The 12833-nt window shown below is 70.0% G+C and carries 12 protein-coding genes and 2 pseudogenes; 7 read left to right on the top strand and 7 right to left on the bottom strand.

Going from position 1 to position 12833, the window contains the following annotated elements:
* Nucleotides 1-17 precede the first annotated feature (17 nt).
* From KIH27_RS06765 to KIH27_RS06755, 3 genes and pseudogenes are all read right to left on the bottom strand, one after another.
* Nucleotides 18-641, bottom strand: coding sequence for a S1 family peptidase (locus tag KIH27_RS06765; protein WP_214092169.1), 624 nt, complete (start codon nt 639-641; stop codon nt 18-20).
* A pseudogene (locus KIH27_RS06760) lies at nt 638-1497 on the bottom strand (arylamine N-acetyltransferase family protein). Before KIH27_RS06760 ends, KIH27_RS06765 begins: the two are co-directional and overlap by 4 nt.
* Nucleotides 1482-2273: a crotonase/enoyl-CoA hydratase family protein gene (locus tag KIH27_RS06755; protein ID WP_214092168.1), complete on the bottom strand. Its 792-nt coding sequence runs from the start codon at nt 2271-2273 to the stop codon at nt 1482-1484. The pseudogene KIH27_RS06760 and the gene KIH27_RS06755 overlap by 16 nt, the downstream one beginning before the upstream one ends.
* Before the next feature lie 160 nt (nt 2274-2433).
* Here KIH27_RS06755 and KIH27_RS06750 point away from each other — a divergent pair, with 160 nt between their 5' ends.
* Nucleotides 2434-3174, top strand: coding sequence for a 1-acyl-sn-glycerol-3-phosphate acyltransferase (locus tag KIH27_RS06750; RefSeq protein ID WP_214092245.1), 741 nt, complete (start codon nt 2434-2436; stop codon nt 3172-3174).
* 43 nt (nt 3175-3217) lie between these two features.
* Nucleotides 3218-4813, top strand: a complete 1596-nt coding sequence (fadD12, locus tag KIH27_RS06745; RefSeq protein ID WP_214092244.1) for an acyl-CoA ligase FadD12 — start codon at nt 3218-3220, stop codon at nt 4811-4813.
* A 10-nt stretch (nt 4814-4823) separates the two neighbouring features.
* Here the strand turns inward: fadD12 and cynR are convergent, their stop codons facing one another.
* On the bottom strand, nt 4824-5714 hold the full coding sequence (gene cynR, locus KIH27_RS06740; RefSeq protein WP_214092243.1) for a transcriptional regulator CynR: 891 nt from the start codon (nt 5712-5714) through the stop codon (nt 4824-4826).
* A 144-nt stretch (nt 5715-5858) separates the two neighbouring features.
* On the opposite strand from cynR, the pseudogene cynS reads away from it, so the two are divergent.
* Both cynS and KIH27_RS06730 read left to right on the top strand, forming a co-directional pair.
* Nucleotides 5859-6329: pseudogene (gene cynS / locus KIH27_RS06735) on the top strand (cyanase).
* A 39-nt stretch (nt 6330-6368) separates the two neighbouring features.
* Entirely contained in the window at nt 6369-7124 is a 756-nt protein-coding gene (locus tag KIH27_RS06730) for an MBL fold metallo-hydrolase (RefSeq protein WP_214092167.1), read from the top strand.
* Nucleotides 7125-7278: 154 nt separating this feature from the next.
* On the opposite strand, the gene KIH27_RS06725 is transcribed toward KIH27_RS06730, so the two are convergent.
* Nucleotides 7279-7791 (bottom strand): MTB12 C-terminal domain-containing protein, encoded by a 513-nt coding sequence (locus tag KIH27_RS06725; protein WP_214092166.1) that lies wholly within the window; start codon nt 7789-7791, stop codon nt 7279-7281.
* Between the two features lie 54 nt (nt 7792-7845).
* Between KIH27_RS06725 and KIH27_RS06720 the strand changes: the two genes are divergently transcribed.
* A complete protein-coding gene (locus KIH27_RS06720; RefSeq protein WP_214092165.1) occupies nt 7846-8064 on the top strand; it encodes a hypothetical protein in 219 nt (72 codons plus the stop codon).
* Nucleotides 8065-8070: 6 nt separating this feature from the next.
* On the opposite strand, the gene KIH27_RS06715 is transcribed toward KIH27_RS06720, so the two are convergent.
* A complete protein-coding gene (locus KIH27_RS06715; protein WP_214092164.1) occupies nt 8071-9486 on the bottom strand; it encodes a WS/DGAT/MGAT family O-acyltransferase in 1416 nt (471 codons plus the stop codon).
* A 43-nt stretch (nt 9487-9529) separates the two neighbouring features.
* Entirely contained in the window at nt 9530-10762 is a 1233-nt protein-coding gene (locus KIH27_RS06710; protein ID WP_214092163.1) for an alpha/beta hydrolase, read from the bottom strand.
* Between the two features lie 105 nt (nt 10763-10867).
* Between KIH27_RS06710 and KIH27_RS06705 the strand changes: the two genes are divergently transcribed.
* Both KIH27_RS06705 and KIH27_RS06700 read left to right on the top strand, forming a co-directional pair.
* The gene (locus KIH27_RS06705; RefSeq protein ID WP_214092162.1) at nt 10868-11731 is read left to right on the top strand and encodes an alpha/beta hydrolase; all 864 of its coding nucleotides are present in this window, start codon (nt 10868-10870) and stop codon (nt 11729-11731) included.
* Nucleotides 11731-12831 (top strand): acyl-CoA dehydrogenase family protein, encoded by a 1101-nt coding sequence (locus tag KIH27_RS06700; protein WP_214092161.1) that lies wholly within the window; start codon nt 11731-11733, stop codon nt 12829-12831. Before KIH27_RS06705 ends, KIH27_RS06700 begins: the two co-directional genes overlap by 1 nt.
* Nucleotides 12832-12833: the final 2 nt, after the last annotated feature.

Below are 12833 nucleotides of genomic sequence, written 5' to 3'. Positions count from 1 at the left end.
GGGCTTTCGCCGCAAGTTCAGCGCAGGATGCGCAGCCCCCACTGCGTCAGCACCGGTTCGACGAGCACGAAGGAGGTGACGGTCTCGTCGTCTTCGGGACCGCTGGCCAGCAGGCCGACCGCGCTGGCGGTGCCGTCCTGGTTGCGGACGAACCCGGGACTGCCGCTGTCCCCGAGTGTGCTGATCACCCGGGTCTCGACCGTGCCGCCGTTGACCGCGGTGACGTCACCGCAGGTTTCGCCGGTCATCGCCCCGATCTTGCAGATCGTCATGCCGGGGTGAATCTGACCGGCCGACAGCACATCTCGCACCGGGTAGCGGCCGCCGATGGCACCGTTGGGAACGCCCGCTGCCGGGTCGAGCCGGATGGCGGCCGCATCGTGGTCGTCGCCGTTGTCCTCGCTGAGGCTGATCCGGCCCAGCGGCTGGGAGAACGCGTCGGTCCATTCCGAACCGTCGTGCCCGTCGCAATGCCCGCTGGTCAGCAGGTAGTACGCGCCGTCGGCGCCCTGGGCGGCGAAACCGGCGGTGCAGCTGCTGCTGTCGTCGAGCACCTCGATGCCCGGCATCGGGCGGGCCGCAACCGGTGCGGCGAAGACCAGCGCGGCGGCCATCAGGCCGGCCGCCGCGCGCCCGATCATCGGTCCAGCACCTCGGCCACCCGGGCTTCGACGTCGCCGAGACCGGCCAGGTCGATGCCGAACCCGTCGGTGAGCTCCGTGAGCACCTGCCCGGCGGCATCTGCACCGTCGAAACGCACTCGTTCGGTGCCGCCGTCGCGGTGGTGCACGGTCAGGTTGCGGCCGCGCAGATTGCGCCGGGCGTCGTCGGTGACCATCGCCGCGCTGAGCCCGACGACGAACTGCGACTCCGGGTACGTCGAGACGTACCAGCTGCCGACCTGCATATCGATCAGCGGCCGCGGCCGCAGGTCGAACAGGTACAGCGGCCGCCAGGTCCGGCCGACCAGCGACTCCAGCACCAGCCAGGCTCCGTGCTCACGGATCCGGAACGGCTCGCGCTCGGTCTCCTGCTCGACGCCCGCCACCAGTCGGATCGGCGACGTCAGCGTCTGACCGCCGAAGCCGACGTCGACCAGGTACGGCTGCTCGTCGCCAGGAATCCGCACCGCCAGCGTCAGGTGGGTCTCGGCGTGCAGCGGGCCGTCCACACCGTCGGGACGCATCCACACCACCCGGGCGCCCAGCGGGTCGACGTCGAACCCCAGGTCGGTGAGCACGTAGCGCATAGGTTGTTCTGCTCGTAGCAGTACCCGCCGCGCCGGCGGTTCACCAGTTTGGCGGTGAGCGCCTCCGGGCTCAGGTCCACCACCGGCACACCCAGCACCGGGTCGAGGTTCTCGAACGGGATGTGCCGGGTGTGCGCGGTCACCAGGTCCGCCAGCGTCGCCAACGTCGGCTCGGTGGAACCGCGGTAGGCGACGCGGTCGAAGTACGCCGTCAGGTCGATGGCGGGACCCGCTAGCTGGCGGTCCAGTTCGGGGCGCGCTTCTCGGCGAAGGCCGTCGCGCCCTCCCGGGCGTCCTTGGATCCGAAGACCGGGCCGGCGATCTTCATCTGCTCGGTGAACGCCTCCGCCGGGCTCCAGGCCCGCGACTCGGTGATGATCCGCTTGGTGGCGGCCACCGCGAGCGGTCCGTTGGCGGTGATCTTCTCGGCCAGCATGATCGCGGTGTTGCGCACCGTCTCGTGCTCGGCGACCAGGTTCACCATGCCCAGTGCGTGGGCTCGCACCGCGGACAGACTCTCGCCGGTCAGCGCGAGTTCCATGGCGATCGCGGCCGGGATGCGCTGCGGCAGCCGCAGCAGCCCGCCGCCGGCGGCGACCAGGCCCCGCTTGACCTCGGGCAGGCCGAACACCGCGTCACTGGCGGCGACGATCATGTCCGCGGCCAGCGCCAGTTCGGTGCCGCCGGCCAGCGCGTAGCCCTCCACCGCGGCGATCAGCGGCTTGAGCGGCGGCCGGTCGGTGAAGCCGAGGCCGCGGCCGGGGACCACGACGTTCTCCCCCTTGGCGAACGCCTTGAGGTCCATGCCGGCGCAGAACGTTCCGCCGGCGCCGATCAGGATGCCGACCGACAGACCGGGGTCCTCGTCGAGTTGGTCCATCGCGGCGGCCAGACCGTGGCTGACCGCGGCGTTGACCGCGTTCTTGGCCTCGGGGCGGTTGATCGTGATGATCAGGATGCGGCCGAGCTGCTCGGTCAGGACTTCCGATTTCTCGGGGGCTTTGGCGGTGGATTCGTCGCTCACCCCGCCGATGGTATCGACCAGGCCCATCGGGGCGGTAGCATGGGTAAAACTAGAACACGTTCCAATTTAGGGGGATGTCGTGGACACGCCGGATAACGACTGGTCAGATGAGGTGCCCAGGCCGATCACCAAGTGGGATCCGGGCCTGACCGAGAAGGTGATGAGTTTCCTGCGGCCGCTGATCAAGGGCTATCACCGCTCCGAGGTGCGCGGCCTGGAGTCCTTCCCCAACGGCGGCGCCCTGGTGGTGTCCAATCACTCCGGCGGCATGTTCGCGATGGACATCCCGGTGTTCGCGACCGGTTTCTACGGCAAGTTCGGCTACGACCGGCCGATCTACACGCTCAGCCACGACATCCTGTTCACCGGGCTGACCGCGGACTTCTTCACCAAGACCGGTTTCATCCCGGCCAACCACGAGAACGCCGACGAGGCGCTGCGCTCCGGCGGCGTGGTGGTGGTGTTCCCCGGCGGCGACTACGACGCCTATCGGCCCACGCTGAGCGAGAACACCATCGATTTCGACGGCCGCAAGGGGTACGTCCGGGCCGCGATCAATGCCGGCGTGCCGATCGTGCCGACGGTCGGGATCGGCGGGCAGGAGAGCCAGTTCTACCTGTCCCGCGGCACCGGCCTGGCCAAGTTCCTGGGGCTGGACAAGGCGATGCGCGCCAAGATCATGCCGATCTCGTTCGGGTTCCCGTTCGGGCTCTCAGCGGTGCTGCCGCTGAACCTGCCGCTGCCCACCAAGATCGTCATGCAGGTCTGCGAGCCGATCGACATCGTCGCGCAGTTCGGCGAGGACCCCGACATCGACGAGGTCGACGCGCACGTGCGCTCGGTGATGCAGGCCGCACTGGACAAGCTGGCCGCCGAGCGCCGCTTCCCGATCATCGGCTGACACCGTGGATTTCGGACTCGACCGCCTGGTCGCGGTGGGCTCCATGCTGGAGACGTTCACCCGGGTCGGGCTGCTCGCGCCGCTGCGCCCGGACAAGTACCTGCGGATCGCCGCGGCGGCGGCCCGGGAGGGCGGCACCACCACGACCGGGATCGCGATGGCCGCCCGGCGCTGCCCGGCTCAGCCGGCGGTGGTCGACGAGTTGGGCACGCTGACCTACGCCGAACTCGACCGGCGGTGCGACGCACTGGCTTCCGGCCTGCAGCGACTGTCCGGCCGCACCCCGCGGGCGATCGGCCTGATGTGCCGCAACCACCGCGGCTTCATCGAGGCGCTGGCCGCGGCGAACCGGATCGGCGCCGACGTGCTGCTGCTCAACACCAGCTTCGCCGGCCCGGCACTGGCCGAGGTGGTGGCCCGCGAAGGCGTAGACCTGATCGTCTACGACGAGGAGTTCAGTGCCGCAGTCGATCTGGCGCTGGTCGAGCGGGACGACTGCATCCGGGTGGTGGCCTGGACCGACGACGGGGCCACCGGGCTGACGCTGGACGACCTGATCGACGGCAACACCGGGCGCCGGCCCGCCCGGGCGGAGCGCGCCGGCCGACTGGTGATGCTGACGTCGGGCACCACCGGCACTCCGAAGGGGGCGCGGCGTTCCGGGCGCGGCGGTGGCGGGGTCGCCGACCTCAAGGCGATGTTCGACCGGATCCCGTGGCACACCGAGGAATCCGTGGTGATCGCGGCACCGATGTTCCACGCCTGGGGGTTCTCCCAGTTGGCGCTGGCACTGACGATGGCCTGCACGGTGGTGACCCGCCGCAAGTTCGACCCGGCGGCCACCCTGGCCCTGGTCGACGGCCACGACGCCACCGGCCTGTGCGTGGTGCCGGTGATGTTCGACCGGATCATGGACCTGCCGGGTTCAGTTCTCGACGAATATTCCTGCCACGCATTGCGATTCGCGACCGCGTCGGGTTCGCGGATGCGCCCGGACGTCGTCACGTCGTTCATGGACCGGTTCGGCGACGTGATCTACAACAACTACAACGCGACCGAAGCCGGCATGATCGCGCTGGCCACCCCGGCGGACCTGCGTTACGCCCCCGACACCGCCGGCAAGCCGGCGCCGGGAACCGAGATCCGCATCCTGGACGGCGATTTCGCCGAGGTGCCCGCCGGGGTCACCGGGCAGATCTTCGTGCGCAACTCCTCGCAGTTCGACGGTTACACCGGCGGCGACTCGAAGGCGTTCCACGACGGCTTCATGGCGTCGGGCGACCTGGGCTACTTCGACGCCACCGGACGGCTTTTCGTGGTCGGCCGCGACGACGAGATGATCGTCTCCGGCGGGGAGAACGTCTACCCGATCGAGACGGAGAAGGTGCTGATCGCGCACGACGCCGTCGCCGAGGCCGCCGTGCTCGGTGTGGACGACGCGGCCTACGGGCAGCGCCTGGTGGCGTTCGTCGTACTGAACCCCGACGCCGACACCACCCCGGAGCAGTTGAAGACCCACGTCCGCGACAACCTGGCCAACTACAAGGTGCCGCGCGACATCACCGTGCTGGATGCGTTGCCGCGCAACAACACCGGCAAGGTGCTGCGCCGGGAGTTGCAGGCGATGACGGCCCGCTGACCGGCACAGGTCAGGGCGCGGGATACCCGCGCGCGCGAACCCACTCGGTGGTCAGCTCGGTGAACGCCTGGCTGGCGCTGCTGTGATAGGCACCGTCCCGTCGCATCAGCATGACCGTGCGGGTCAGCGCGGGTTCGAGCGCGATCCGGTCGAGACCGTGGTGGTCGTGGGTGATCGCATCCGGCAGGATCGTTCCCAGCGCGGTGCGCTGGACGATCTCGATGACCGCTTGCGCGGAGTTGGCCTCGAACACGGTCCGGGGGCGGACCTGGTTGTCCAACAGGTAGGCGTCGATGTGGCCGCGGGTGGCGAAGTCGACGGTGAGCAGGGCGACGTCACGCCGGGCGAGGTCCTGAACCGGGATCGGCCGATCGGTGGGTGAACCGCCGGCGGCGACGACGAGACTGAGGGTTTCGGCGTACAGCGCAGTCACGTCCAGACCGGGCAGCCGAGCCGGGGCGAACGCGATGCCCAGGTCGATCTCGTCGGCGAGCAGCTGCACTTCGATGCGGTCCTGCGTCGTCTCGGTCAGGTCGAACGATATGCCGGGATGCCGCGTGTGCATGTCCGCGATCAGCGGTCCGACCAGATAGGTCGTGAACGTCGGGGTCACCGCCAACCGCAGATGGCCGCGGGACAGATCGGTCACGTCCTGCACGGCGTGTTCGGCAGCCGCGAGTTCGCTCAGCATGCGGCGGCCATGCCGGGCGTACACCTCTCCCGCGTCGGTCAACCGCACCGTCCGCCCGCTGCGATCCAGCAGCGGCAGACCGACGAACCGTTCCAGCTGCCTGATCTGCTGGGAGAGCGTCGGCTGAGACAGGTGCAGATCCTCGGCGGCACGGGTGAAGTTTCCGTGTTCGGCTACCGCGAGCAGGTAGTGCAGGTGGCGCAACTCGATGGCCATGACACAACCATAGGCGAAAGCAATCGTATTCATGGCGAGTAAGTCTTCGACTTTATACCCCAAGGTCACGCAGTGTGGATAGTGACGTTCCGGACCGTCGACCACGCAGCTAAACCGAAGCTAAGGAGTGAATACATCATGGTGCACGCACAGTTGGATCCCGCCGCCCGGCAGTCTCTCGCCGTCACCGCGACCGCGGCCAAAATCGCCAGGGACCTGACCTGGCAGCAGATCGCGGACGCGGCCGGCCTGTAGGTGGCGTTCACCACCGCCGCGATCCTCGGCCAGCACCCACTGCCCCCGGCGGCGGCCGAGGCGGTCGCCGAACTGCTCGGCCTCGACGCCGACGCGGCCGCCTTGCTGCAGACCGTTCCGGTGCGCGGGAGCATCCCCGGGGGTGTGCCGACCGATCCGACCATTTACCGCTTCTACGAGATGGTGCAGGTCTACGGCACCACCCTGAAGGCCTTGATCCACGAGGAGTTCGGCGACGGCATCATCAGCGCGATCAACTTCAAGCTCAGTGTCGCCAAGGTCGCCGACCCGGATGGGGGCGAGCGCGCCGTCATCACCCTCGACGGCAAGTACCTGCCCGTCAAACCGTTCTGACCCCCACATCGACCGCAACCCCGGATAGGAGATACCACGATGTTTCAAGCCAAGTTCGAGCGCAACGCAGCCGACGGCGTACACCGGTTGGAGCACGCATCGACGAACCTCTACCTGATCGAGGACGGCACCGGGATCACCGTCGTCGACGCGGGACTGCCGTCGACGTACCGGCATCTGCTGGCGGCACTCACCGAGCTCGGCCGTTCCCCCCGCGATGTGCGGGCGATCATCCTGACGCACGCCCATTTCGATCACATCGGCTTCGCCCGGCGCGCCCACCGCACATGGGGGGTACCGGTCTGGGTGCATACCGGTGACCGCTTCCTCGCCGCGCATCCCGGCCAGTACCAGCATGAGCACAGTCGGCTTCCATACCCGGTGCGCTACCCGAAGGCGTTGCCGCACTTGGCCAAGATCGTGGCAGCGGGCGCGTTCTTCGTCCCGGGAATCGCCGACACCACCACCTTCGAGGACGGCGCAGTTCTGGACGTGCCCGGCCAGCCCCGGGTGATCTTCACCCCTGGACACACACCCGGGAGTTGCGTTTTCCACCTGCCCGACCGCAACACCGTCATCTCCGGCGACACGCTCGTCACGCTCAACTTCTACGCCGGACGTGTCGGTCCGCAGATCATCGCCGGTGCCGCGACGGCCGACAGTGCCACCGCATTGGCCTCCCTGTCTGCGGTCGCCGACACCGGAGCCGAGATCATGCTGCCCGGGCATGGCGAACCGTGGCGCAAGGGCGTTGCCTCCGCAGTCGAGCAGGCGTTGCGGGCCGGGCCGTCGTGAGGACTGCTGTCCTCGGAACGGGGGCGGGTCGTCGCCGGGGGGCGGCGGCCCGCGCCGGGTTCGACGTGGCAGCGTGCCGGGCACTTCGGGCACCGGCGCCGCGGCATCATCGCGGAGCGGTCACCGCGCTTCTCGCTCGCGTCGAGTTACGGCGCTAGTGCATCATCCCGCTGGTGCCCGGCTGCATGGGGTTGAACGATCCGCCGCCACCACCGCCGTTCACGTTGCCCCAGATCGCGTTGAGCATCGTCATCGCGGTGTCGTGGGTGACCTTCCACTGCTCACCCTGTTTCACCAGCACGATCGGACCGGGCGGCGTCCAGGGGCGGTGCGGGATGGAGACCGTGGACCCGGCGTAGTCGTTCGGCGCCGGCTGGATGTCGGTGACGACGAACGTGAACGGGATGTAGCCGTGCGCGTTCAGCCGGTTCAGGTGGTCGTCGATCTTCGCACCCTCATCCGGGGCGAACCCGGGTTCGACGACGTCGGTCTTCTCCTGCCACCCCACGGCCGGGTCGGTGATCCGGGCCAGGTCGGCGAGCACCTGATCGACGGTCGGGGTGGGCGCCGGCGGCGGATCCGGCTCGGCCTGAGCGGCGACCGGGCCGAACACTGCGGAAAGCAGGACGGCCGCACCGGCGGCCCGGCGGCGAACGCTTCCGATCATCACGAAACCCCCCTCGACGCAGCGCCTGGTCCCCGCAGGGTACAAAGGTGATCCATGAGCGATTACAAGGGTCTTCCGACGAAGCTCCAATCGCGCTGCACGGCACGGTGCCGGCAGGGTGTCGACTGGAAGTTCACCGAGTACGACGAGGGCGATGCGACCCACAAGATCGCCGTCTTCACCGCCCCGGCCTGCGCCCGGTGCGGTCAGCGCTACAGCCCTCAGCGGATCAGCGTGCCGCTCGACTGGGAACCCGTCGTCGGAACAGACTGACCGGAACTAGGCCGGCGCCATCGCCGTCGGCACGTCCGTCAGCTCCGCGGGCAGCCCGGCGGCCGCCCGGATCGCGACGAACTCCTCGACCATGGCCGTGGTGATCTCATGCGGGTCGTCGACGGTGGCGGTGTCGGTGAGCACCGAGATGTTGAGCTGGTCGACGTAGCTCCACACGGTGATGTTCACCCCGCTGCCGGCGGTCAGCGGTCCCACCGAGTAGATCTCGGTGACCAGTGCACCGCCGACCCGGCCCCGCTCCCGCGGCCCCGGAACATTCGAGATGTTGAGGTTGAGCACCTTGTTCTGCCCGTCGAGGGCGTCGAGCTTCTCGAACATCGACTCGGCGGCCTTCGGCGGCAGGTACGCGGCCCATTTGCTGACCAGTTCCGGCCCGAGCAGCTCGTACCCCTCCTTGCCGAGGTTGGCCGCCTCCTTGGCCTTCCGGACCCGCTCCAGCGCGTCGTCGACGTCGACCGGCAGCGCCACCAGCACCCCGGAGAACTTGTTGCCGGAGATCCGGTCCGGGGAGAAGTCGTAGCTCATCGGCACCGATGCCAGCAGCGGATGGTCGGCGTGCCCGTCGTAGCGCAGCGACAGCTTGCGCAGGGCGCCCGCGGAGATCGCCAGCACCATGTCGTTGATCGTCACCCCCAGCGCCTTACCGGTCGCCTTGACGTCGGCCAGCGCCAGGGTGGCGGTGGCGAACCGGCGCTCGGCGGTGACCCGGTGATTCATGAAAGTCGGCGGCGGGGTGAACGGCTGGGTCAGCTGGGAGAGCTTCCGGCTGCTGCGGCGCACCCGTCGCATCCCCTGTGCGGTGTAGCCGACGGTGGCCGGGATCCGGCCGACCTGGCGCAGGTGGTCGCGGAACGCCGACCAGACCAGCTCCCCCGCCGTCGGCGCCGCATCGGTCCGGTAGCTGTCCTGGCCGGCCTGCGGGTCCGCGGTCAGATCCATCCCGCGCGCCATCAGGTTCGCCGAGGCGACGCCGTCGGCCAGCGCATGGTGGATCTTTCCGACCACCGCGATCCGGTTGTTCGCCAGGCCGTCGACCAGGTACAGCTCCCACAGCGGACGGCTGCGGTCCAGTGCGGTGCTCGCGATCTCGCCGATCGCCTCGTCGAGTTGCCGGCGTCCGCCCGGGGCCGCCACCGTCCACGGCCGGATGTGGTAGTTCAGGTCGACTTCGCAGTTCTCCCGCCACATCGGGTGGTGGAACTTTCCGGGGATGTCCACCAGCTGGTAGCGGAACGGGTCGAGCTTGTAGAGCCGGCTGTGGATGACCCGGCGGAAGGCGTCGATGTCGAAGCCCTGCCGGTCGGCGTCCAACTCGATGACCGCGATCTTCAGCGTGTGCATGTGCACATTCGGCGTCTCGCTGTACAGCAGGATCGCGTCCCACCCGCTGAGTCGTTTCACTTCTGCCTCATCCCCACCCGGGGACCCTATCGCGAGCCGGACCTCAAATGACGTGTTTGCTGCTGATCATGATGCGGTCGCGGTGAATCTGGTTGAGGAACAACCCGATTGCCGTCGTCGCGGCGCCTGTGCGCGCGCCGTCGGTCATGTCGAAGCCGTGCCCGGCACCGGGCAGTTCCAGGTAGCCGACCGACGAGTGCGACACCGCGCGCAACCGCTCGGCGAAGTCGCGGGCCTGCGCCACCGGGATGACGGTGTCCGCGCTGCCGTGCACCACCAGGGTCGGCGGCGCCTTCGGGTGGACCCGGGCGATCGGCGACGCCTGGCGGTAGGTCTCGGGGTTGCGGCGGATCGACTTGCCGACGACGACGCGCTCCAGGAAGTCGACGAACTGCGCGCGTTCCGGGGTGGACCGGTCCTGCCAGTCGTAGCGGCCGTACAGTCCGACGACCGCGTCGACGGAGGTGTCGGCGCCGGCCGGCAACCGGTCGGCGAACTCCCGGTCGTGACCCGCGGCCCCCGTCAGCCCGGCCAGCGCGGCCAGATGACCGCCCGCCGACGCGCCGGCCACCGCGACGAAGTCCCGATCCCCGCCGAACTTGTCGACGTTGGCGTGCGCCCAGGCGATCGCGGTCTTGACGTCGATGATGTGGCTCGGCCAGCGGTTGTGCGGGGCGACCCGGTAGTCGATCGACAGGCAGACCCAGCCCTGCTCGGCCAGATGCGACAGCAGCGCGTAGCCCTGCAGCGTCCGGCTGCCGTGCACCCAGGCGCCGCCGGGCACGAAGATCAGCACCGGCGCCGGTTCCAGCGGCAGATCCTTGCGCCGCCACACGTCGAGTACCTGGGCGGGGTCGCTGCCGTATCGCACCGAGGAGCGGTGCAGGTGCCGGCGGTGACGCAGCGCGTTCCAGACCGGCGGCGCCTGCTCGGGCTCGGGCCAGTCGATGTCGAGGTCGGCGGCGGACACCACACCGCGCAGGGCGGCGTCGGAGACGGCGCGGGTCTGGTCGCGTTCCCGCTCGCGGATGGCGCTGCTGCCCGGGGTGAACCAGGACTTGGCGGTCGCCGAGACGATCTGCGGCAGGTGGCGCGCACCCCAGACGCTCATCGCGGTCATGCCGCCCAGCGGCTCCAGACTCTTGCCGACGACCGGCAGCGAAGCTGACGCGACGCTGAACGCCATCAGGTAGTCGGAGGGCCGCGCCCGCAGCAGTCGGCGGGCCCGGGCGGTCAGAGTGCAGCCGGAATCCCGGGACTGCGGTCGTGCCGTCATGTCCGGAGCGTACCCGGTGTGATTTAGGACTCATGCCGGGTCCGGTTTGTAGGTTGCGATACTGAGACCGTGGTGAGCGTCGAATTTCATCCCGACCTGCGAACTATGGCCCGCTTCACACCGCGCGGATTGATCGGCCGGCGCACGCTGCCGGCGGTTCGGGCGCTGACCGCGTTGCAGGTCCGCCGCACGACGCCCGGTGTCGAGACGGTGGCGCTCGCCTCCGGTGCCGGGGTGCGGCTGCACCGGCCGCCGGGTGTCACCGAATCGGCGCCGGCGCTGCTGTGGATCCACGGCGGCGGGTACGTGATCGGCCGTGCCGCCCAGGACGACGGGCTGTGCCGCCGGTTCAGCCGGGAACTCGGCGTCACCGTCGCGGCCGTCGACTACCGGCTGGCCCCGGAGCACCCCTACCCGGCGGCGCTGGAGGACTGCTACGCGGCACTGACCTGGCTGGCCGAACAGCCCGGGGTGGACGCCGCCCGGGTGGCGATCGGCGGTGCCAGCGCCGGCGGCGGGCTGACGGCCGCGCTGGCACTGCTGGCCCGGGACCGGGGCGGGCCGGCGCCGGCGCTGCAGTTGCTGGTGTACCCGATGCTCGACGACCGCAGCGCGGACCTCCGCGGCCACCCCGGCTACCGGTTGTGGGGGCCGCGCAGCAACCGGTTCGGCTGGGCGTCCTACCTGGGCGGCGCCGACCCGTCGGTGGCGGTGCCGGCGCGGCGCACCGACCTGGCCGGGGTGGCGCCGGCCTGGCTGGGCGTCGGCACGCTCGACCTGTTCCACGACGAGGATCTGACCTACGCGGAGCGGCTGCGAGCGGCGGGCGTGCCGTGTCAGGTGCAGACGGTGTCGGGTGCGTTCCACGGCTTCGACCTGTTGGCGCCCGGACGACCGGTGTCGCAGGCGTTCTTCGCCGATCAGTGCGCGTTCCTGCGCACCGGCCTCGCCCCGGCGGGAGCTCACTGATGACCGAGGAACAGCGCGCCCTGCGGTCGGCCGTCGCCGACCTGCTGGCGAAACGGTCCACCGAGGAGCAGGTACGGGCGCTGATGGCCACCGACGCCGGTTTCGACCCGGCGGTGTGGCAGGAGTTGGCGACGATGGGGCTGCTCGGCCTGCTGGTGGACGAGCGGCACGGCGGGGCCGGCGCCGGGCCGGTCGAAGTCGGCATCGTGGCCGAGGAGATGGGCCGGGCGCTGCTGGTCAGCCCGTTCCTGGCGACGGCGGTACTGGTGCCGGCCCTGCTGGCTGCGCTTGGGGACGCGGCCGAGAGCACGGCGGTGCTGCCGCGGATCGCGGCGGGTTCGCTGATCGCGACGGCGGCGTTCGCGGAGGGCTCGTCGGCTCGGCTGCCGGAGCGGATCAGCACCGTGGCGAGCGTTTCCGACGACGGTTGGCGGGTCAGCGGCGAGAAGCGGTTCGTGCTCGACGGCTTGTCGGCGGCGGTGATCTACGTGCTGGCCGGCACCCCCGACGGCCCGGCGGTGTTCGCCGTGGATGCCGCCGATCCCGGCGTGCGGGTGACACCGCTGACCACCGTCGACGCGACCCGCAAGCAGTGTGCCGTGCGCTTCGTCGACGCCCAGGCCCGACTGATCGGCGAACCCGGCTGCGGCGTCCAGGCTTTCACCACAGCCGTCGACGCTGCGGCGGTCGCGCTGCTCGGTGAGCAGGCCGGCGGCGCCCGACGGGCCGTGGAGATGGCAGTCGACTACGCCAAGACCCGCTACCAGTTCGGCCGCGCGATCGGCAGCTTCCAGGCCGTCAAGCATCTCTGCGCGGACATGCTGCTGGAGGCGGAGTCGACGGTGTCGGCAGCCCGGCACGTGGCGGCGGCCTGCGCCGACCGGACGCCGGGGTGGCTCGCGGATCTCGCACTGGCGCAGGCGTACTGCTCGGATGCCTACGTGTTCGTCGCCGCCACCAACATTCAGGTGCACGGCGGCATCGGGTTCACCTGGGAGCACCCGGCGCACCTGTACCTGCGCCGGGCGCGCAGCGACGCCCAGTTGCTGGGCAGCCCGTCCTGGCATCGGGAGCGTTACCTGCAGCAGATCGGAGCTTGAGC

Origin of the sequence: Mycolicibacter acidiphilus (assembly GCF_018455725.1) — a bacterium.
Lineage (GTDB): Bacteria > Actinomycetota > Actinomycetes > Mycobacteriales > Mycobacteriaceae > Mycobacterium > Mycobacterium acidiphilum.
Note: the sequence above shows the minus strand (reverse complement) of the source record. Positions and strands in the feature narration are given on the sequence as shown.